Genomic DNA, 20,410 nt, shown 5'->3' with positions numbered 1-20,410 from the left:
ATGCTGAAACAAGTTCAGCATGACGATAATTATAATATAATATAATTTATGTTTGAAAATAAAGAGCGTACAGATATTAATGAATTAGGCGAATTTGGGTTGATTAAACACCTGACGACTAATTTTAAAATTAAAAACGATTATTCAGTAAAAGGGGTTGGCGATGATGCTGCTGTTTTAGATGCTAAAGGAAAGCAGATCTTAATTTCGACTGATTTATTGTTAGAAGGCATCCATTTCGACTTGGCTTATGTGCCTTTAATGCACTTAGGTTATAAAGCTGTTCAGGTAAATTTGAGTGATATTTATGCCATGAATGGAAAAGCAAGCCAAATTACAGTTTCGCTGGGTTTGTCGAGTAAATTCCCGTTAGAGGCTGTTGAAGAAATTTATAAAGGAATCGAACTGGCCTGCAACAAATACAACATTGATTTAATTGGCGGAGATACTTCATCAAGCAAGCAAGGTTTGGTGATTAGTATTACCAGTATTGGTTATGCCGATGCCGATAAAGTAGTATACAGAAATGGTGCTCAAGAACATGATTTATTGTGTGTTTCGGGCGATTTGGGTGGTGCTTACTTAGGCCTGCAGATTTTAGAGAGAGAGAAATTAATCTATCTGGAAAATCCACAGATCCAACCAGACTTAGAAGGTAAAGATTATATCATCGAAAGACAATTGAAACCAGAAGCAAGGATGGATATTGTTGCGCTTTTAGATGAAATGAATATCAAACCCACTTCTATGATCGATGTTTCGGATGGTTTAGCTTCCGAAATTTTGCATTTGGCAGAACAATCAGATAAAGGAATAACCATTTACGAGGAGAAAATTCCTTTAGATCCAATGACTTACGAAACCGCCCGCGAATTAGGTTTAGACCCAACGGTTTGTGCATTAAGCGGTGGTGAAGATTATGAGTTGTTGTTTACCATTAGTCAGGATGATTATAAAAAACTGAAACATGATGTAGATATCACTGTGATTGGCCATGTTACCGATAAAAATTCGGGCTGCAAAATGGTTTCAAAATCAGAAAAAGTACACGAGCTAAAGGCTCAAGGTTGGAATGCTTTTAATAAGTAAATGAAAATATTCACTTATGATCTGAAAAGACCAGCAATTTATTTAAGTGTTGGTCTTTTTATTTTTTCGTTGATTAGACCAGCTTTTGTTTTTGATGGTGGTAGAGGCCTGGAATCTGATCAATCATTTATCTATTTACTAATTGGCGGAATTGGATTATTTGGCGGTGGTACTTCGGAATTTTTAATTTGGCTAGCTAATCCATTTTATTTCATAGCATTATTTTTATTTGCAAAAAATAAAAAAGTATCCATATTATTTATTCTGATTTCCAGTTTATTAGCTATTTCTTTTGCTCGTTGGAAAGAAATATTGATTTCTGAAAGTGGCTCTACAGCAAAAATTATATCATTTTCTTCAGGGTATTATTTATGGGTTGCAAGCATCATTATTTTGTTTTTTGCAATTATCTATCACTTAAAAAAAGATACGTCTTCATTATAACGACTCAAATTGAGATTGCTTCGCCGGCTGAATAAGCTTCCTCGCAATGACGATTTTCTTTGAATTCAAAAAGCACGCTATATCAACTGAAAAGGCTTAAAATAAAAAAATCGTCCTAGGTACGTCAAAAAAAATCACTAAATTTATAAGTTTTTAGCTATAATTTTAGGCCTAAAAAATCAACCGAATTTACCTATTCCTCATTGATATCCAGATATTTAGTGTCAATCTGTTTGGTGGTTTTTGCGCCTAATTTTTTAATCTTTTCTGAAGTATTGGTTAAATTTCCCGCGCCGATTGACAACTTATTAATGGCTTTATCATAAGCATCCTGCCCGTTTTTAATGTGTTTACCAATATTTTCCATATCAGCAATAAAGCCTACAAACTTATCGTACATGCTTCCACTTAAACGGGCAATTTCCATTACATTCCGGTTTTGGCGTTCCTGTTTCCACATGCTGGCAATGGTGCGCAAGGTGGCTAATAAGGTTGATGGACTCACAATTACTACCCTTCTATCCCATGCAAAATTGAATAGTTCGGCATCCTTTTGCACCGCAATGCTGAAAGAAGATTCGATTGGAACAAACAGCAAAACAAAGTCAGGAGAATTGATTTTATATAAATCCTGGTAGTTTTTAGCAGATAGTTCCTGGATGTGATTCTTAATTGAGGTTAAATGCTGTTTTACATAGCCTTCACGCTCTTCATCGCTCTCGGCTGATACGGAACGCTCATAAGCAACCAATGATACCTTAGCGTCGACCACAAGATGTTTATTGTCTGGCAGGTCAATTACCACATCGGGCTGGTACCGACCGCCTTCGGCGGATATATGCGAGGCTTGAATGCGGTACTCCTGATCGCGCACTAAACCCGAGCGTTCCAAAACCTTTTCCAAAATCACTTCTCCCCAATTCCCCTGCTTTTTGCTATCGCCTTTTAAAGCCTTGGTTAAATTATTGGCATCTTCCTGAATCTGTTTACTTTGATCCATTAATAATGAAATTACACCTTTCAATGTATTTCTTTCATCCGATTCGGCTTTGTAAACCTTTTCTACTTTATCTTCAAAAGCTTTAATATTTTCTTTCAAAGGATTTAAGATGATATCCAGATTAGTTCTGTTCTGCTCAATAAATTTGCTCGATTTTTCCTCCAGTATTTTATTGGCAATTAATTCAAAGTCTTTGTTTAATTTTTCTTGCGACTGTTCAAAACTTAGCTTTTGTTCGGCAAGTTTTTCTTTTTCAGCCAGGTAAAAAGACCTGGTACTTTCCAACTCTCTGTTGGCGTCGGCAAGCCGATCGCGCTCCGCCTGTAATTCATCAATTAGGCGTTGCTGCTCTTGTTTAAGTAAGGTGGTAATGTGCTCTTTTTCGGCAGATAAATTAGAAACCCGTTCGTCTGCTTTGGCCAGACTGATCTTTAACGATTCATTTTCACTTTTTGTTCTTTCGAAGTCTTCTACCGAGATAATAGAAAGAGCAGCCTGTGGTTTCTTCAATAATAAAATAACCAGGACTATTAAAATAACGATTAGTAAAGTAATACCCGCAATCTCCATAATGATAAAAATTTTAGCAAAAATGAAGATTTAAAATAGATATACCAAAAAATTTTAGTTATTGTGAACGGAAAATAACGAAAAAAAATTTCTATAATTGGGCATTAGTATTTTATAAATGAACGCATTAACAGTCCTCATATCCTGTCCGGATCAAGTTGGTTTAGTTACAAATATTACCCGCGTGCTGGCTGCACACCAATTGAATATTATCGCCATGCGCGAGTTTGTAGACGAAGCGAATAAATCGTTTTTTACCCGTATTGCCTGTACCGGAAACCTGGGGGATGCCGAAAAATTAAAGGAAAAACTTTTAGAAAACCTGCCAAATGCTGCTGAGGTAAATTTAATAACCCAACAGGAAAAACAGATTGCTGTTTTGGTAACCAAGGAGTATCATTGCCTGGCAGAAATACTGATCAAAAACCAATTTAAAACTTTAGGGGCCAACGTACAATGTGTAATAGGCAATTATGAAAGCCTGAGAGATTTTACCGAAAAATTGGGTATTCCTTATTTTTACGTCGATCATACCAATAAGGATAAAAGTGAATTTGAGGCTGAAGTTAAAGCTATTATTAATCGATTTGAGGTAGATTATTTAGTGTTGGCTAAATTTATGCGAATCCTCTCTGCTGATTTCGTAAAAGATTATGCAGGTAAAATCATTAACATCCATCATTCCTTTTTACCGGCCTTTATAGGTGCAAACCCCTATCGCCAGGCTTTTGAACGGGGAGTAAAAATTATTGGTGCTACTGCCCATTTTGTTACCGATAACCTGGACGAAGGACCGATTATTACGCAACATACTAACCATGTTGATCATAATTTCGGTGTAAAAGAAATGGTGAGGGCAGGAAAAGAAATAGAGAAAAAGGTGTTATTAGAGGCTTTGGAGCTTATTTTTGAAGACCGCGTTTTTGTGAGTGGGAATAAAACGATTGTGTTTAAATAACTGATAGGCGTTATTCCACAAATCGTCATTTCGAGCGGACCCGATAGCTATCGGGTGCAACGAAGTCGAGAACCAAGAAGTGCTCAGCGAAGCAAAATCTGTCTAGATAGATCTCTCCACTTCGCCTTGCTCCGGTCGAGAAGACGCAATTATAGTAAGAATACTTAAAAATGGATACCAACCCGATGTTCTCTGTGGTAAAAACAATTATAGTTTCTTCAACAACAAATTGGCCACATCTTCTCCTGTTTGAGCACCAATTGCTATGCCCATTCCGTTACACCTGGTAGCGCAAAAGATATTTGGCTTAATTTCTTCTATAAGTGGTTCCAGGATTTTTCCAAAAGCCATAATACCGCTCCATCGGTAATCGATTTCATAATTAACTTTAGGGAGGATTACATTCTTTAATAAATCTTCCAAGGCTAGCTGAACCGGCTCATTTTGACCAAATTCGGTTGTTTCTTCGGCTTTAAAATTGATATTTCTGCCACCACCTAATAAAACTCTATTATTTATATTTCTGAAATAATAATAACCTTTATCGTAGTGGAATGTACCTGCTATTTTTAGCTCTTTAATGGGTTTGGTGATTAAAACCTGTCCACGACCAGGACTAACATCAATATCCGGAAATAAATCTTTTATAAAGGCATTGGTAGTTACAATTAGCCGTTTACAAAAAAAGTGTCCGTTTTTGGTTACCAATTGCATACCCCCGTTTTCTTCCTGGATCTGATCTACTGTACAATTATTAAATATACTAACGCCGAGTTTTTGTGCATATTGAATTAAAGCAAACATCATTTTACCACTGTCAATCTGTGCTTCGTACCGGTTTTCGATTAAAGTGCTGATGCCTTCAAAACCAAATAAACTAATTTTCTTATTAGCAAGGGCAAAAGCATCGGCACCTACAATATCGTTAATGAGACGGTTATAATGTTCAATTTTGGATACACATGTGTCGGCCAGAAAAATGTCATCATCTTTAAATAATTCGTAGCCTCCTAAACATTGGTAATCAATGGTTTTATCGCCTAATAAATTGCGCAGTTTAAGCAGGCCCTTCCAGCGTTTTTCTATAAGGAGTGCCAGGTCATCTAAGCCGGCACATTCTTCTTGCTCAATGAGTTCAGAAATGCTACCGAAGCATGCAAAACCCGCATTTTTGGTGCTGGCACCTGTTGGTAAAAAGCCCCTTTCGAGTATGGCAATTTTTAAAGCCGGAGCAGTTTTTATAAGCCTTATGGCAGCATTTAAACCCACAATTCCACTACCGATAATAATGATATCGTAAGTAAAAAATGACTCCTTCTCCCAATATGAAAATGCTGTTGGCATAGTATAAATGTACCATTTTTTAACAGTCAAATAATATGGGAACGCTTTTTGATATGTGTTAAACGAAAAACATACAGAAAGAAAATGGGAGTTTATTTAATATTAATCATCCCGGTATTATTGCTGAGCATGTTTGTACAATGGCGATTTAGAAATAAGTTTTCTAAGTATGCTGAAATGCAACTTAGCTCAGGTTTATCGGGCAAAGAGGTAGCAGAAAGAATGCTACATGATAATGGGATATACGACGTGAAGGTGATGAGTACCGAAGGACAATTAACAGATCATTACAATCCATCAGATAAAACCGTTAATTTAAGTACAGATGTATATTATAGCCGAAGCGTAGCAGCAGCTGCTGTAGCGGCCCACGAATGTGGCCATGCTGTGCAACAGGCGAAATCGTATAACTGGTTGCAGTTAAGAAGCAGCATGGTTCCGGTGGTAAGTATATCATCTAATCTTTTGCAATGGGTATTATTAATTGGTGTATTGTTAATAGGCTTTACCGGAAATCCAATTGTTTTGGCAATTGGTGTAGTAGGTTTAGCACTGGTAACCATATTTAGTATCATTACCCTACCAGTCGAATTTGATGCCAGTAACCGCGCATTGGCCTGGCTAAAAAATAATAATGGTGTAATGCAAACACAAGAAGAAAATGCGCAGGCTAAAGATGCGCTTTGGTGGGCAGCCATGACTTATGTGGTAGCTGCTGTTGGTGCATTAGCCAACTTATTGTATTACGCATCTATGCTTTTTGGAAGAAGCAGAGATTAAGAGATATTTAATTATGAAAAACACAGAGCGGCCAGGGTTAATCCTGGCCGTTTTTGGTTATTAAGCTTTTGGTGTTATAATAGATGTTTTTGGAAAGCAGCTTTTGTGGTAATAGTAATGCTCCGGTCCCGCTCCCGCTGCTGCCGATAGAAAAAATCGGCATCCCGCTTCGATCGGGTTTAGGTGGCAAGGTAGGTTGTACTATTTTGGGGTGCCGGTTGCAGAGAAACTATGATACACGCACCATGCTATTAAACATTAATAGTAGCAGGATTATTGCAAATTAAACCTGATTGACGTGAAAAGCCCACAGCGCAGACTTGGAACAAAAAGCAGGACTACCACTAAAATGGAATGCTGCAATTGCTTTTCTAAAGAATGGATAAAAGAGATTGGTTCCTGTTATATCATTGTTGAGGCACCTATAGCCTTAATTTGATTCAGAGATTTCTCCATTTCGTTTCACTTCAGTCGAAATGACGATTTGTGGCAGGATGGGTTAAGGATTAATTCAGTTTATAAGGAGCAACTAACTGAAATTCTGGAATATCAACCTCGAACTCAGATCCATCTATATCACGTTTCATTAAGTACGCACCTTTCATGCTGCCCATATCGGTTTTTAAGTTACATCCAGAAACGTATACGTGTGTTTCGCCTGGCTGGATAATAGGCTGTAAACCTACAACGCCCTCACCCTCTACCTCTCTTCGGCTACTGTTCGAATCGAAAATAAACCACTGGCGGCGCATTAATTGAACAGCATAATCAGAAAGATTAGAAATTTCTACGCGATAAGCGAACATATAATGCTCGTTGGCCGGATTTGAATATTCTGGCTGGTACACTGTTTCTACCGAAACCTTAACCCCGTCTGTAATAGCTGTAACCATGATTTACTAATGTATAAAAAAACCTTTCAAAAATCAAGCCAGTACTTTAGTGGCATCGTAGTCGGCAAATTTCTCTGCCACTTCTTCTAAAATGCTGTAAATGTTGTTAATATCTGGCTCGGCCACCAACCGCATACGGTAAGGTTTAAAATCTGGCAGGCCTTTAAAATAGTTTGCATAATGGCGGCGCATTTCGAAAATTCCGGTTTTAGGGCCTTTCCATTCAAGCGATTTATCTAAATGTGTACGGCAAACTTCAATACGTTCTTCAATAGTTGGTCCGGCAAGGTGTTCACCAGTTTTAAAAAAGTGTTTTACCTCGCGGAAAATCCATGGGTAACCGATTGCCGCACGGCCGATCATAATGCCATCTATCTCATATTCCATACGCCAGGCTGCTGCTTTTTCAGGGCTATCTACATCACCATTACCGAAAATTGGTATTTTGATACGTGGATTGCGTTTAATCTCCCGGATAAGTGACCAATCGGCCTCGCCTTTATATAACTGCGCTCTTGTTCTGCCATGAATGGTAAGTGCCTGAATGCCTACATCCTGAAGCCGCTCGGCCACTTCGTAAACATTTTTGGTGTTATCATCCCAACCAAGGCGGGTTTTAACGGTAACAGGCAAATGTGAAGCTTTAACTACGGCTTCGGTCATCTTTACCATTTTATCAATATCCTGTAGCAAGCTGGAGCCTGCGCCTTTACATACTACGTTTTTAACCGGACAGCCATAATTGATATCAACCAGGTCAGGCCCTGCTGCAGAAGCAATTTCTGAGGCTTCACGCATGTGCTCGATATCGCCACCAAAAATCTGGATACCAATTGGCCTTTCGTATTCAAAAATATCAAGCTTTTGCCTGCTTTTTGCTGCATCACGGATCAAACCCTCCGAAGAAATAAACTCGGTGTACATCATATCAGCCCCGTTTTTTTTGCATACATAACGGAACGGCGGATCGCTTACATCCTCCATTGGAGCCAGCAATAACGGGAACTCACCTAAATCTATATTTCCTATCTTAACAGACATTTTCTATCTTCAACGATTAATAAAACATACAAAGGTACAAATAATGAATTTTGTAACACCTAACAAGGAGGAAATCAATCCTTTCTTACAATTACTTTTACTTTTATTTTACGCAGTTACAGGTGGACTTGTGTTTGGGATTCTAGCTATTGTCATTGTTTTACTAATGTATGGCTTAGGAATAGTAAGTAATTTGGACATGCTTTTAGCTGGCAATCCTAAGTATATTGCTGGTTTTAAAGTGATACAAATATTAAGTTCGATCGGAACATTTATTTTACCTCCAATTGCCCTGGCCTTAACAGAGCGGAAAAAAGTAACGGAATTTTATCTTTTCAGGAAACCAAAATTCTTATTGGTGGTGCTCGTTCTCGCTATTATGATATTGAGTATGCCATTTATGGAATGGACCGTGATATGGAACCAAAAAATGGTTTTGCCTGATTTTTTGCATAAGATAGAACAGTGGATGAAGGAAAAGGAGGCTATTGCAATGAAAATGACCATTCAATTGATCACTGTACGCAGTAATTTCGATTTCATTGTAAACCTCGTTATGATTGCTGTTATACCTGCAATTGGCGAAGAATTAATGTTTCGTGGAGGTGTGCAGCGATCGTTAAACAGGGCTTTTGAAAACCCACATCTAGCTATTTGGCTATCGGCCATAATTTTTAGTGCCATCCATATGCAGTTTTATGGTTTTGTGCCACGTATGTTATTGGGTGCAGGTTTTGGTTACCTGTATTATTACAGCGGAAGCATCTGGTATGCCATGCTTGCGCACTTTATAAACAATGCCTATGCGGTTTGTGCCGCTTTTTATATGCAAAAACACCATATACCACTTGATAAAGCTGATGAACCAATCGGTTTTCCATGGTATGGCTATTTAATTAGTGCAATAATTACCATAGCTTTGTTCAAAATTTTTAAAGATAACGCAACACGTGAGCGAAAATTGGGTTAAAGTATATACCACCAGCGATGCCTTTGCGGCCGAGGTATTAAAACAGGGATTAACAGAGGCCGGAATTCCGGCGGTAACGATAAATAAACAGCTCTCGGCATATAATATTGGCGAAATAAATGTTTTGGTGAATAAGGTAGATTTCGATAAAGCCATAGAATACATTGTAGAAAACGAAATTGAATAGTAGAAATGATCTTAAACCTTACACCCTTTATCGCTTACCTTAAATGAAAACCAGGGCAATAACCGCTTTCTTTTTTACCATTGTAATGCTTGGCTCTATCCTGCTGGGGAGCTACACTTTTACCATTTTTTATCTTGTTTTAAGTGTTTTGGCTTTGTTTGAATTTTACAAGCTGATTAAAAACTCTGGAATCAGGCCACACCGAAATATTGGTTTGGCAGCAGGATCTTTGATCTTTTTAATGGCTGCAGGTTTACATTACCTGGAATATGATGTGAAATATTTGTTGCTTTGTATCCCGCTGATTTTCTCGGTTTTTATTACTGAGCTGTATAAGAAAAACAAAATTCCGTTCGCTAATATATCTTACACTTTTGTTGGTTTTGTGTATGTAACCATTCCTTTCTGTTTTTTCCATGCCTTAGGCTTTTTGAAAAATTGGAATGAATATAACTTTCATCTTCCGCTGGCATTTTTACTGATGCTTTGGGCAAATGATACAGGTGCTTATCTTTTTGGGGTAAAATACGGTAAGCGTAAATTATTCGAGCGCCACTCGCCAAAGAAAAGCTGGGAAGGTTTTTTCGGAGGGATGTTCACCAGTATTTTGGTCGCTTTTGGTTTATCATTTCTGTTTACCGAAAGTCCAGCCTGGGTTTGGATCGGCATGGCTGTATTGATTGCTAGCTTTGGTACACTAGGCGATTTAGTAGAATCGATGCTTAAACGAAGCTTGGATACGAAGGATAGCGGTGGTTTATTACCAGGCCATGGCGGTTTGTTAGATCGTTTTGATGGATTGTTATTGGCTGCTCCAGTGGTTTATGCCTATCTGTATTTGATTTTGTATTAAAGATAAAAGAAAATTTTAGCCACAGATAAACACGGATTTGATCACTGTGTTTAAGCCTATCTGTTATTGTCGTTTTAACGAGAATGAATGAGATTACATTAATAGTGTGGTTGCACCCAAAGTGATACAATCGCTATTCTCGTGAAGAAGCTGTATCATAAATATAGATTGTCATCCTGAGGGTTAATTTATTGTATAAATATCAATGACGTTTAAATTTCAAGTGGTATATATTCCCCTCTTTTAGAGGGGTGTCCGCAGGACGGGGTGTTTTATTAGTCCTAGCCGGACAGGCTTCTTTCTTTTTGGTGTCAAAAAGAAACAAAAAACACCGGCTGAAAATTTTTCTTTTGAAGCTAGTGGGTAGGCTTGAGCAGTGCGGCCCGAAAAATTTGTTAGGCCGGATTAAGTGGAACGGGGATACGGTACTGTGGCCTAGCTGGGTGGTAATACATAGGGCCACAAATATCTTATTTGTAAGCAATTGCAAAATAACTTCAATGGTAGCTTGTCGAAGGACCTGTTTTAGATGTCTCACAAGGCGTTTCGACAGGCTCAACGTGACAATCCGAAGCAAATACAATTTATGAGACAGCCCCCTATATATTCTTTACAATTCTATTCAGCAGAGGCAACTAAAACATAGTAAACTCTTTCTACCTGTTCGCCGCTTTTACTTTGTACCTGCTCTATTTTTTTAAGCGTATTTTTAATGGCAAACCCCGTTTTTTCTAATAGTTCTGTTATGGTTTCTACATCGTAAAGTGTAAAACCATAAGGCGTAAAAGGGAGATTTTTCATGAAATTTTTATCAGCAAAACATATAGCCAATGTTCCATTAGGTTTTAGTGTTCGCTTAATTTCGTTGAGGTATTCACTTGGATTTGTCCAAAAGTAGATCGTATTAACCGTAAAAATTTTATCAAATAGACCATCCTCAAATGGTAATGTAATGCCATCTGTTAGCTGAAAGTGAACCTTTCCTTTTGTTATGAAATTTTGATTGATCTTTTCTGCCTCGGCAATAATGGTTGCAGAAATATCGGCACCGAAATAATTTAGGTTTTCGGCTTTTGATAAGAGTTGAGCAATATGCCCGCCGTTACCATGACCGATTTCTAAAACAGCTTCATTGTTTTGAAGGTTTAATGCCTCAATTGCAGAAGTAGTCATGCCGATATTATTGGCATGCATCATTTCACCCGTTTTAACGCCGTGTTCGCCTTCAGGACAACCCAATTGTCTGGCAATATTTTTTAAATCTTCTTCAGAAAGTTGCTGTTCCATAATCAAATTTAAAAATTTAGGCATTATGATTTTTACGTCTTTTTGGCCAAAGCTTATAAGATTATTTAATTACCTGAACCGGCTTTTTATTTTCATCAATGGCCACAAAAGTAAAATCGCCATGAACGGCCAATTCTCTACCCTCGGCATACATCTGCTCGATGTAAATTTCTACATTGACCTTTAAACTGGTATTACCCACATGGTTTACCTTACCGATAAGCTCTACGATTGTGCCTGCTGGAATTGGTTTTTTAAAATCTATCCTGTCGCTGCTTACGGTAACCATAATCTGACGACTAAAGCGGGTTGCAGTAATAAAAGCAACTTCGTCCATTAAATGCATGGCTGTTCCGCCGAAAAGGGTGTCGTAATGGTTTGTTGTATTTGGGAAAACGGCTTTAAAAATGCTGGTTTTAGAATTTTCTATTCTTTCTTCTAGGGTCATGGGTTAAATATAGGTGCTGTAAAAAGCTTTGGCAACTTTCTAGTTGTTTTTAGTAGAAAATTGCCAAAGTAAAAGATTTGCCCTTGAGAAATGGATACTGAAATGTAAAAAAATGTGCTTTCAGTAATGCAATTAAGTGGCGAAATAACTAAAAAGTTGTCATCCTGAGCTTGCCGAAGGACAGTCTTTTTAGTTATTTCACGATAAGGGTCTTCGACAATCGAATTCTTAACTTAATAGTATTGGTTTCTGTGTGACAAAATTAGAATTAATTCACCTGAAGATCTGCAGCAAGTACCTCTTCGGCTTTACGCATTTCTTTCGCAGCTTCAACCATTTCTATTAAGGCCTTTTTGGTTTCGTCCCATCCACGGGTTTTTAAACCACAATCAGGGTTTACCCAGAGTTGCTCAGAAGGAATAACAGCCTTTGCTTTCTTGAGCAACTGAACCATTTCTTCCCTCTTCGGAACCCTTGGAGAGTGAATATCGTATACACCGGGGCCAATTTCGTTTGGATATTTAAAATCAGCAAATGCATCTAATAATTCCATCTGCGAACGTGAGGTTTCGATGGTGATTACGTCGGCATCCATATCGGCAATGTTTTGGATGATATCGTTAAACTCCGAGTAGCACATGTGGGTATGGATCTGCGTGTCGTCTTTCACACCACTGGCCGAAATTTTAAAGGCTTTAACCGCCCAGTTCAAATAGTTTTGCCAATCAGCTTTGCGTAATGGTAAACCTTCTCTAATGGCTGGTTCATCAATCTGAATGATTTTTATGCCCGCATTTTCCAGATCGCAAACCTCATCGCGGATTGCCAGGGCAATTTGAGTACAGGTTTCTGATCGTGGTTGATCATTACGTACAAACGACCATTGTAAGATGGTTACCGGTCCTGTTAGCATACCCTTCATGTATTTCGAAGTAAGCGACTGCGCGTAGGCGGTCCACTTTACAGTCATGGGTTTCGGGCGCGAAACATCGCCAAAAATGATCGGTGGTTTTACACAGCGTGAGCCATAACTCTGTACCCAGCCATTTTTAGAGAAAGCAAAACCATCAAGCTGCTCGCCGAAGTATTCAACCATATCGTTACGCTCAAATTCGCCATGAACCAAAACATCCAGATCGATTTCTTCCTGCCAGTTTACGGCTTTTGCGGTTTCTTTCGCAATTAGCTCATCATATTCTTCAACGGTAAAAGTTCCATTTTTAAGCTTTGCTCTCCAGCTTCTTACTTCTGCCGTTTGCGGAAACGATCCGATGGTTGTAGTGGCGTAACTTGGCAGATTGAGTTCCTGTTGTTTAATTTTTCTGCTCGAAAACGGACTTAAACGTGCTGCATCCTGCTCTTTTAATCCTAAAACACGTTGTTTAACTTGAGGATTGTGGATAATTTTAGAAACTTTACGGTTAGCAATCGCGATCTTATTTTCCTCAAGTTTTTGCAGGGTAGATGCAGGGCTTTCGTTGGTGATCAGTTTTTTTAAGGTAGCTACCTCCGCAATTTTTTGTTTCGCATAAGCCAACCACTGTTTAATTTCTGCCGAAAGGTTTTGCTCATTGGTTTCATTGTCTAAATCAACCGGTGAGTGGATTAGAGAACAAGATGGAGCGATCCACACTTTATCCAGGCCTCTTTTTTCTACCACTTGATTAATGATGGAAACAGATTTCTCGAAATCATTTTTCCAGATGTTTCTTCCGTCTACCAAACCTAACGAAAGGATGGTATCTTCCTTTAATGAAGCTAAAACCTCCGTCAATTGACCTTCAGCACGTACCAGATCGACGTGTAAAACATTTACCGGCAATGAAGTAGTTAGTGCTAAATTATTGCCCAAGCCTTCGAAATAGGTAGCCAAAACAATTTTTAGCCTTGGGAAAGCCTTTCTGATCTCTTTATAGGCATATTCATAAGCTTTTTTGTCTTTTTCGGTAAGGTCTAAAGTCAGAAAGGGCTCATCAAACTGAACATATTCTACATCCAAAGCATCCAAACGTGATAATATCTCGATGTAAACCGGAAGAAGATTTTTGATCAGATCGATTTTTTCGAAACCAGCTTCTTTTTCTTTTCCCAATAAAAGGTAAGATACCGGGCCGATTAAAACAGGCTTGGTGGTAATACCCAATTGTTTTGCCTCGTAAAACTCATCGATAATTTTGGTAGAGAAAAGTTTAAAAGGCTGGTCTTTGTAAAACTCAGGAACGATGTAATGGTAGTTGGTATCGAACCATTTGGTCATTTCCATTGCTACCACATCTAATCCTTCTTTTTGATAACCTCTTGCCATAGCAAAATAGAGATCAAGCTCTGAATTTCCTTTTTTTAGGATTACTTCATTGTACCTTTTCGGGATGGCCCCAAAAGTTAAAGAATGATCGAGTACATGATCATAAAAAGAAAAGTCATTCGAAGGAATGATATCAATTCCAGCTTCTTTTTGAAGGTTCCAGTTTTCGTGGCGAATGTTTTTTCCCACCTGAAGTACATTTTTGTACCCAGTTTTATCTGCCCAGTAATTTTCGCAGATTTTCTTTAATTCCCTTTGGCTACCTATTCGCGGATAGCCCAGATTTTGCGTTAGCATCTCTTTTAAAGATTAAGTAAATAAATCGTTTAAAAGCTCATAGCAATATTTTATAATGTTTCTGTTAAAAATAAAGAGGAAAGGTTAGCGCACAAACAGCCTACTCATCAGCAAAAAGCTTAAAGCAAGCATATAAAATGATTAATTTTATTGTGTACAATCAGACCTGACCAATTACTTTATAACGCGAAAGCACCGTCAATTCAATATAGGCAGGTCTCCTGACTTATTCCCGATCTTATCGCCTTCCCATCCCGGTAAACGGCACAGTGGCATGAATGATAAGACCGTTGTCTTTTTAATAAAAGACAGAATTTACAGTTGCGCGACAGCTCGTGATTTGCACACGATTCCCTATTAATCCCGGTTGTATTCCGGGAACCTGTATCGGTTGATGAAAAATAAAGTTAAGAACTTACATCAGGACAAATGTATGGATTAGGATTTAAAACTTGTAACAAATTTACAGCAAGCCATTTTTGGAGCCTTTTCTCTATTATATTTGATTACCTAACTAAACCCTTATTATGATAAAAATCTACTTTAAAAGGCTTTGCTTTGCTTTTTTAATGGTAAATAGCTGTGTGGTGCTGGCGCAGGAAGTGCCAACGCCAAAATCGCATTTTGGTTTTGATATCGGCGACGATTATCAATTGGCCAATTATACCCAAACAGAAGCTTATTTTAAGAAACTCGCGGCAAGTTCTGACCGCATTAAACTGGTTGATATTGGCAAAACCGAAGAAGGCAGAAGTCAATATATGTTGATCGTGTCTTCACCAGAAAACCTCAAGAAATTAGACCGTTACAAGGAAATTTCGCAACAGCTGGCACATGCAGAAATTACAGCTGAGCAGGCAAAAGCATTAGCTCAGGAAGGTAAAGCAGTAGTTTGGATAGATGGTGGCTTGCACGCTAATGAGGTGGTAGGTGCGCATCAGCTGATCGAAACTGCTTATGAGTTTGCCTCCAGAAAAGACCCTGAAACCCTGCGTATTTTGGATAACGTAATCATTTTGTTTACCCATGCCAACCCTGATGGGCAAGAACTGGTGGGCAATTGGTACATGAGAGAGAAAGACCCCAAGAAAAGAACAACCTCAGGTTTGCCTGTTTTGTATGAAAAATATGCAGGCCATGATAACAACCGCGATTTCTTTATGTTAAACCTTAAAGAAACGCAGAATATCGGTCGCCAGCTTTTTGTGGAATGGATTCCGCAGATTATGTATAATCACCATCAGGCTGGCCCGGCCGGAACCGTTGTTGCAGGCCCACCCTATCGCGATCCTTTCAATTATGTTTTCGACCCAACGCTGTTAACCAGCTTAGATGCCGTTGGTGCGGCCATGCACAACCGCATGAATGTAGAAAACAAACCAGGTTATACTCAACGTGGAGGATCAGTTTACTCTACCTGGTATAATGGGGGTTTAAGAACCACCACTTATTTTCATAATATGATTGGGCTCCTGACCGAAATTATCGGGAACCCTACGCCTTCTGAAATTCCCTTAGTTCCTTCGAGATTATTGCCGAACGGTGATTCGCCAAACCCGATTACCCCAAGGAAATGGTACTTTAAAAACTCTATCGACTATTCGGTATCGTTAAACTATGCCGTTTTAAATTATGCGCAACGCTATCGCGACGAATTGTTGTACAACATTTACCAGATGGGTAGAAATTCAATAGAGCGTGGTAAAAAAGATACCTGGTCTTTTTCTCCTAAAAAAATAGAAGCCATTAATAATGCGGCAAAAGGTGAAAAAAATACAGCGGTAGCAGGCGGGGATGCCGATTTTGGCCCAAGACGCCAGATCAGTATAAAAGCCTTTGATACTGTGATGAAGGCTCCGGCGAACAGAGATCCTCGCGGATACATTTTAAGTGCCGATCAACCGGATTTTAACTCTGCTGTTAAATTTTTAAACGCTTTGATCAGAACGGGTATTGTGGTTCAAAAAGCAACAGCTTCATTTGCCGTTGCAGGGAAAAATTATCCTGCCGGAAGTTATGTCGTAAAAACAGATCAGGCTTTCCGTCCGCATGTTTTAGATATGTTCGAACCGCAAGATCACCCAAATGATTTTAAATATGAAGGAGGTGCACCAATTCCGCCATATGACGCTGCCGGATGGACCCTGGCTTATTTAATGGATGTAAAATTTGATCGGATTATGGATGATTTTTCTGGCCCGTTTGAGAAAAATCCTTACGGAAAACTATTAAAGCCGGATAATAAAGTACCTAACGGATCAAATTATGTATTAAGTGCAGCACAAAATGATTCCTATACCGCAGTAAACGACTTATTGAAAAATAAAATTGAAGTTTACCGGTCGACTGAAAATGGTGATTTTTATGTTTCATCAGCGGGGAAATCAATATTGGAAAAAGCAAACATCAAACTGAAAAGTGCTGCTGCGCCAAAAGATAAAATTAAAATTTCTGCCAAAAGAATTGCCCTTTGGGATACCTACGGAGGCTCTATGGCTTCAGGCTGGGTGCGCTTTTTAATGGAGCAATACCATTATAACGCAACGGTAATTTATCCGCAGGATATAGATGCCGGGAACTTAAAATCTAAATATGATGTAATTGTTTTTGTGGGTGGCGCCGTACCATCGGTACAAGGAGGAGGATTCGGAAACAGATCTTTCGGACCAAAAGCAGAAGAAGTTCCTCAAGAGTTTAGAAACCGTTTGGGAAGGATTACTGCAGACAAATCGATCCCTGAATTAAAGAAATTTTTGGAAGCAGGGGGGGATATTATAGCCATTGGCAGTAGCACCAATTTAGCTTATCACTTAAATCTCCCTGTTCGCAATGCAATGGTTGAAATCGTAAACGGAGAGGAAAAGAGATTACCCGCCGAAAAATATTATGTTCCGGGAAGTGTTTTAAATGTTGGTGTAGATACAACTTTGCCAACAACCTGGGGCATGGAAAAGGAAGCTGATGTATACTTTGATAATAGTCCCGTTTTTAAGCTCACAGGCGATGCCATTGTGGCTGGAAAGATTAAACCTTTAATGTGGTTCGAAAATGCGACACCGCTGCGCAGTGGCTGGGCCTGGGGGCAGGCTTACCTGCAAGATGGTGTAACGGCCTTCGAAGCGAAGGTTGGTAAAGGAAAACTGCTTGCTTTCGGACCAGAAATTGCTTTCAGGGCACAAACACACGGTACATTTAAGCTGATATTTAACCAGTTGTATAAGTAATCACAATTAGGCATGTCATATTGAGATTTGTGAAGAATCGGGACAAGTATTTAAAAGATTTAAAAACGCATTTATGCTGTTTCTTCAGCAGACTGCTATTGAAAATCTAATAATATAAGGGGCGTCATTTCGACTGAAGCGTAGCGAAATGGAGAAATCTTTTAAGATAGCTCAAAGATTTCTCCACTGCGGTCGAAATGACGATATCTCGAGATAAAAACTCTGTTGAGACGAGAAAGCCACTACCCTAAACGATAGTGGCTTTTTACTTTGCTCTTACTTTACCCAACTTTAATCACCTTAATTTTGTGTTATGAAAGTAGAAATCTGGTCGGACGTAATGTGTCCGTTTTGCTATATCGGGAAAAGACATTTTGAGCAGGCGATAGAAAAACTGCCCTTCAAAAACGAAATTGAGGTGGATTGGAAGAGCTATCAGCTCAATCCTGAGTATCACAATACCAATAACGAATCGGTGTACGATTACCTTTCGCGGAGTAAGGGAATGCCAATTGAGCAGGCTAAACAAATGACCAAACAGGTTGTGGATATGGCTGCAAATGCTGGTTTGAAGATAGATTTTGATACGAATATTCCTGCCAATACCTTCAATGCTCATCGTTTGATCCATTTGGCGGCAAAACATAATCTTCAGGATTTAGCCGAAGAAAAACTGTTTGAAGCGCATTTCGTAAATAGTAAAAATATCGGCGAAACAAGCGTTTTGATTGATCTTGCTGTGGAAATTGGTTTGGATAAAGATGAGGCGGAATCAGTTTTGAATGGAAATGAGTTTGCTGAAGCTGTCCGTTACGATATTTATGAAAGCCAGAATTTAGGTATCAGAGGGGTTCCTTATTTTGTAATGGACCGCAAGTACGGGGTTTCGGGTGCTCAACCTGTTCAGGCTTTTAGCGATGCACTTACCCAAAGTTTTACCGAATGGAAAGAAGCTCAACCCAAGGTCACAATAACCTCGTTAAATAAAAATAATGATGCGGTTTGTGATGAGAATGGTTGTGAGATATAAATTTGTTTCCCGCAGATTAAGCTGATCAACGCAGATTTTTTCTGCGAAAGCCATTTTGATCTGCGGTTTTTACAGATTAGTCGTCATCTCGATCCGATAGCTATCGGATGGAGCGCAGCGCAATGGAGAGATCTATTCAAAACAGGTCGTCTTTCCCGCGCAGGCGGGAATCTTAATGCAATCTGCGATCCTACTAAGACATTACGATTCCTCTATACCTGCCACCATCACTTTTTGGTTCGGGAAGACAATAGCCCGGAATAAATGTTCGCATTAACCTATCATTCTTAACTACCGATTTTGATTCTTCAACGGCGTTAACAGATATTCTAATCCATTTACCCGGATCTCAAACATAGTAGCCATTAAATCGCCTAATTTACCCTTGGGGAAGCCTTTGTCCTTATACCAAAGCAAATAACTTTCGGGGATATTGCAGATCAGGTAACCTTTGTATTTTCCATAAGGCATTTGCATTTTTACTAAATCGAGCAATAAGGTTGGGTCTAACATTTATAATATAAAATCTAAATAATTCTCTTTATTAATTATAGAAAATGTGGCTTCAGGGTAATTTTTGGCAAAAAAGCCAGGTATTTTCTTTTTTTGATTACCCCATTTAAAATCAGCAGCTAAAATTTCTCCGTTTTTTACTTCTATTAGGTCGATTTCCTGCTGATCATAGGTTCTCCAAAAGTAATGGGTGGCATTTTGCTGTTCATATTCCATTTTTTTGATACGCTCGCTAAAACAATAATTTTCCCATAAAAGCCCTTGGTCGTTCCGGAGCGCAATTAACCTAAAATCATTAATTATTGCATTGCGGATCCCGTTATCATAGAAATACCATTTTGAAGATTTTGTAATTTCTTTACGTAAGTTATTACTATACCCACCAACTTTATAGATGATGAAAACCTTTGAAAGTAAATCCAGGTAACGGTCTACAGTGTTTTTACTGATACCCAAGGTGCGCGAAATTTCATCTATAGAAACTTCTGAGCCTACCTGGTAGGCGATAAGTTTTAATAACTCCAGTAATTTTGTGCTGTTCTGGATGTTTTCGTACATCAAAATGTCTTTTAACAGGTATGATTTAACCAACTCTGTTAAGTATTGGGCTTTTTCAGCCAATGAACTTAAATGGAATAACTCTGGGTAGGAACCAAAAATTAACCGTTCTTCAAGATTTTGTGCAGTTTGCAGCGCATTTTCCTGCTTGTCTAATTCAACCTGTGCTATGGGATAAAGATAATAGGTTAAACTTCTTCCCGTTAGTGGTTCCCCTGTTTGGTTCGAAAGATCAAAAGTAGAGGATCCACTTGCTATTATTGTCAGTTCTTTGAAAGTATCGATCAGTAACTTTAGTATCTTTCCAATTTCAGGTATAACCTGAGCCTCATCAATAATGAGTAATTTGGCATTTCCCAATACTCTTTTGTAATTGGCCGCAGTTCGTGTTGATAATAGTATCTGTACATCCTGATCTTCTCCATTTAAAGAGAGATGATCGATACTGGCATCTTTGATGATGTTTTCTATCAGCCAAGTTTTCCCTACCCTCCTGGTACCAAAAATTAAGATTACTTTATTCTTCCCAATCTGGTTGAGGATAATTGGCTGTAAAGATCTAACAATTTGACTTTCCATTGGTCGAATATAACAAAAAACGTTAATTCAGTCAATAGAC

General features: G+C 38.6%; 18 protein-coding genes and 1 riboswitch. Of the genes, 9 read left to right on the top strand and 9 right to left on the bottom strand.

What is annotated here, in order from left to right; all coding sequences use genetic code 11:
- The first annotated feature begins 48 nt into the window (after positions 1–48).
- Both thiL and ASU31_RS03445 read left to right on the top strand, forming a co-directional pair.
- Positions 49–1,089, top strand: a complete 1,041-nt coding sequence (gene thiL / locus ASU31_RS03450) for a thiamine-phosphate kinase (RefSeq protein ID WP_057931000.1) — start codon at positions 49–51, stop codon at positions 1,087–1,089.
- On the top strand, positions 1,090–1,533 hold the full coding sequence (locus tag ASU31_RS03445) for a hypothetical protein (protein ID WP_057930999.1): 444 nt from the start codon (positions 1,090–1,092) through the stop codon (positions 1,531–1,533).
- A gap of 193 nt (positions 1,534–1,726) precedes the next feature.
- On the opposite strand, the gene ASU31_RS03440 is transcribed toward ASU31_RS03445, so the two are convergent.
- The gene (locus ASU31_RS03440) at positions 1,727–3,103 is read right to left on the bottom strand and encodes a DNA recombination protein RmuC (RefSeq protein ID WP_057930998.1); all 1,377 of its coding nucleotides are present in this window, start codon (positions 3,101–3,103) and stop codon (positions 1,727–1,729) included.
- Between the two features lie 118 nt (positions 3,104–3,221).
- Between ASU31_RS03440 and purU the strand changes: the two genes are divergently transcribed.
- Positions 3,222–4,061 carry a formyltetrahydrofolate deformylase gene (gene purU, locus ASU31_RS03435; RefSeq protein ID WP_057930997.1) on the top strand — a complete coding sequence of 280 codons (840 nt, stop codon included), beginning with the start codon at positions 3,222–3,224 and terminating at the stop codon, positions 4,059–4,061.
- 207 nt (positions 4,062–4,268) lie between these two features.
- Here the strand turns inward: purU and ASU31_RS03430 are convergent, their stop codons facing one another.
- On the bottom strand, positions 4,269–5,405 hold the full coding sequence (locus tag ASU31_RS03430) for an NAD(P)/FAD-dependent oxidoreductase (protein ID WP_057930996.1): 1,137 nt from the start codon (positions 5,403–5,405) through the stop codon (positions 4,269–4,271).
- Between the two features lie 84 nt (positions 5,406–5,489).
- On the opposite strand from ASU31_RS03430, the gene ASU31_RS03425 reads away from it, so the two are divergent.
- The gene (locus ASU31_RS03425; RefSeq protein ID WP_057930995.1) at positions 5,490–6,185 is read left to right on the top strand and encodes a zinc metallopeptidase; all 696 of its coding nucleotides are present in this window, start codon (positions 5,490–5,492) and stop codon (positions 6,183–6,185) included.
- Between the two features lie 506 nt (positions 6,186–6,691).
- Here ASU31_RS03425 and apaG read toward each other — a convergent pair.
- A complete protein-coding gene (gene apaG, locus ASU31_RS03420; protein ID WP_057930994.1) occupies positions 6,692–7,078 on the bottom strand; it encodes a Co2+/Mg2+ efflux protein ApaG in 387 nt (128 codons plus the stop codon).
- Between the two features lie 33 nt (positions 7,079–7,111).
- Positions 7,112–8,119, bottom strand: coding sequence for a tRNA dihydrouridine synthase DusB (gene dusB, locus ASU31_RS03415; protein WP_057930993.1), 1,008 nt, complete (start codon positions 8,117–8,119; stop codon positions 7,112–7,114).
- 43 nt (positions 8,120–8,162) lie between these two features.
- Here dusB and ASU31_RS03410 point away from each other — a divergent pair, with 43 nt between their 5' ends.
- The 3 genes from ASU31_RS03410 to ASU31_RS03400 are packed head-to-tail and all read left to right on the top strand — an operon-like array spanning position 8,163 to position 10,129.
- Positions 8,163–9,089 carry a CPBP family intramembrane glutamic endopeptidase gene (locus ASU31_RS03410; protein WP_057930992.1) on the top strand — a complete coding sequence of 309 codons (927 nt, stop codon included), beginning with the start codon at positions 8,163–8,165 and terminating at the stop codon, positions 9,087–9,089.
- Entirely contained in the window at positions 9,070–9,276 is a 207-nt protein-coding gene (locus ASU31_RS03405) for a putative signal transducing protein (protein ID WP_029274925.1), read from the top strand. The genes ASU31_RS03410 and ASU31_RS03405 overlap by 20 nt, the downstream gene beginning before the upstream one ends.
- Positions 9,277–9,319: 43 nt before the next feature.
- Positions 9,320–10,129, top strand: a complete 810-nt coding sequence (locus ASU31_RS03400; protein ID WP_057930991.1) for a phosphatidate cytidylyltransferase — start codon at positions 9,320–9,322, stop codon at positions 10,127–10,129.
- Between the two features lie 618 nt (positions 10,130–10,747).
- Here the strand turns inward: ASU31_RS03400 and ASU31_RS03395 are convergent.
- The 3 genes from ASU31_RS03395 to metE all read right to left on the bottom strand — a co-directional run bounded on the left by ASU31_RS03395 (position 10,748) and on the right by metE (position 14,466).
- Positions 10,748–11,416, bottom strand: coding sequence for a class I SAM-dependent methyltransferase (locus ASU31_RS03395; protein ID WP_057931090.1), 669 nt, complete (start codon positions 11,414–11,416; stop codon positions 10,748–10,750).
- A 61-nt stretch (positions 11,417–11,477) separates the two neighbouring features.
- Positions 11,478–11,864, bottom strand: a complete 387-nt coding sequence (locus ASU31_RS03390) for an acyl-CoA thioesterase (RefSeq protein WP_025141655.1) — start codon at positions 11,862–11,864, stop codon at positions 11,478–11,480.
- A gap of 268 nt (positions 11,865–12,132) precedes the next feature.
- The gene (gene metE / locus ASU31_RS03385; protein ID WP_057930990.1) at positions 12,133–14,466 is read right to left on the bottom strand and encodes a 5-methyltetrahydropteroyltriglutamate--homocysteine S-methyltransferase; all 2,334 of its coding nucleotides are present in this window, start codon (positions 14,464–14,466) and stop codon (positions 12,133–12,135) included.
- A gap of 194 nt (positions 14,467–14,660) precedes the next feature.
- Positions 14,661–14,867: riboswitch (cobalamin riboswitch) on the bottom strand.
- Positions 14,868–14,993: 126 nt separating this feature from the next.
- Between metE and ASU31_RS03380 the strand changes: the two genes are divergently transcribed.
- Positions 14,994–17,690: a M14 family metallopeptidase gene (locus ASU31_RS03380; protein WP_057930989.1), complete on the top strand. Its 2,697-nt coding sequence runs from the start codon at positions 14,994–14,996 to the stop codon at positions 17,688–17,690.
- Between the two features lie 313 nt (positions 17,691–18,003).
- The gene (locus ASU31_RS03375) at positions 18,004–18,720 is read left to right on the top strand and encodes a DsbA family oxidoreductase (RefSeq protein ID WP_057930988.1); all 717 of its coding nucleotides are present in this window, start codon (positions 18,004–18,006) and stop codon (positions 18,718–18,720) included.
- A 291-nt stretch (positions 18,721–19,011) separates the two neighbouring features.
- Here ASU31_RS03375 and ASU31_RS03370 read toward each other — a convergent pair whose 3' ends face one another.
- Both ASU31_RS03370 and ASU31_RS03365 read right to left on the bottom strand, forming a co-directional pair.
- Positions 19,012–19,233: a DUF3820 family protein gene (locus ASU31_RS03370; RefSeq protein WP_029274918.1), complete on the bottom strand. Its 222-nt coding sequence runs from the start codon at positions 19,231–19,233 to the stop codon at positions 19,012–19,014.
- Entirely contained in the window at positions 19,234–20,370 is a 1,137-nt protein-coding gene (locus ASU31_RS03365; RefSeq protein ID WP_057930987.1) for an ATP-binding protein, read from the bottom strand.
- Positions 20,371–20,410 lie beyond the last annotated feature (40 nt).

It is taken from the genome of Pedobacter ginsenosidimutans, assembly GCF_001442625.1.
GTDB classification, from domain to species: domain Bacteria; phylum Bacteroidota; class Bacteroidia; order Sphingobacteriales; family Sphingobacteriaceae; genus Pedobacter; species Pedobacter ginsenosidimutans.
Note: the sequence above shows the minus strand (reverse complement) of the source record. Positions and strands in the feature narration are given on the sequence as shown.

Excerpts from the sequence above, each read along its gene's own strand:
- ASU31_RS03400 (WP_057930991.1), top strand. The coding sequence starts at position 9,320 with ATGAAAACCAGGGCAATAACCGCTTTCTTTTTTACCATTGTAATGCTT.
- dusB (WP_057930993.1), bottom strand. The coding sequence starts at position 8,119 with ATGTCTGTTAAGATAGGAAATATAGATTTAGGTGAGTTCCCGTTATTG.
- metE (WP_057930990.1), bottom strand. The coding sequence starts at position 14,466 with ATGCTAACGCAAAATCTGGGCTATCCGCGAATAGGTAGCCAAAGGGAA.
- apaG (WP_057930994.1), bottom strand. The coding sequence starts at position 7,078 with ATGGTTACAGCTATTACAGACGGGGTTAAGGTTTCGGTAGAAACAGTG.
- ASU31_RS03380 (WP_057930989.1), top strand. The coding sequence starts at position 14,994 with ATGATAAAAATCTACTTTAAAAGGCTTTGCTTTGCTTTTTTAATGGTA.
- ASU31_RS03425 (WP_057930995.1), top strand. The coding sequence starts at position 5,490 with ATGGGAGTTTATTTAATATTAATCATCCCGGTATTATTGCTGAGCATG.
- purU (WP_057930997.1), top strand. The coding sequence starts at position 3,222 with ATGAACGCATTAACAGTCCTCATATCCTGTCCGGATCAAGTTGGTTTA.
- ASU31_RS03365 (WP_057930987.1), bottom strand. The coding sequence starts at position 20,370 with ATGGAAAGTCAAATTGTTAGATCTTTACAGCCAATTATCCTCAACCAG.
- ASU31_RS03370 (WP_029274918.1), bottom strand. The coding sequence starts at position 19,233 with ATGTTAGACCCAACCTTATTGCTCGATTTAGTAAAAATGCAAATGCCT.
- thiL (WP_057931000.1), top strand. The coding sequence starts at position 49 with ATGTTTGAAAATAAAGAGCGTACAGATATTAATGAATTAGGCGAATTT.
- ASU31_RS03410 (WP_057930992.1), top strand. The coding sequence starts at position 8,163 with ATGAATTTTGTAACACCTAACAAGGAGGAAATCAATCCTTTCTTACAA.
- ASU31_RS03430 (WP_057930996.1), bottom strand. The coding sequence starts at position 5,405 with ATGCCAACAGCATTTTCATATTGGGAGAAGGAGTCATTTTTTACTTAC.
- ASU31_RS03440 (WP_057930998.1), bottom strand. The coding sequence starts at position 3,103 with ATGGAGATTGCGGGTATTACTTTACTAATCGTTATTTTAATAGTCCTG.
- ASU31_RS03395 (WP_057931090.1), bottom strand. The coding sequence starts at position 11,416 with ATGGAACAGCAACTTTCTGAAGAAGATTTAAAAAATATTGCCAGACAA.
- ASU31_RS03390 (WP_025141655.1), bottom strand. The coding sequence starts at position 11,864 with ATGACCCTAGAAGAAAGAATAGAAAATTCTAAAACCAGCATTTTTAAA.
- ASU31_RS03445 (WP_057930999.1), top strand. The coding sequence starts at position 1,090 with ATGAAAATATTCACTTATGATCTGAAAAGACCAGCAATTTATTTAAGT.
- ASU31_RS03375 (WP_057930988.1), top strand. The coding sequence starts at position 18,004 with ATGAAAGTAGAAATCTGGTCGGACGTAATGTGTCCGTTTTGCTATATC.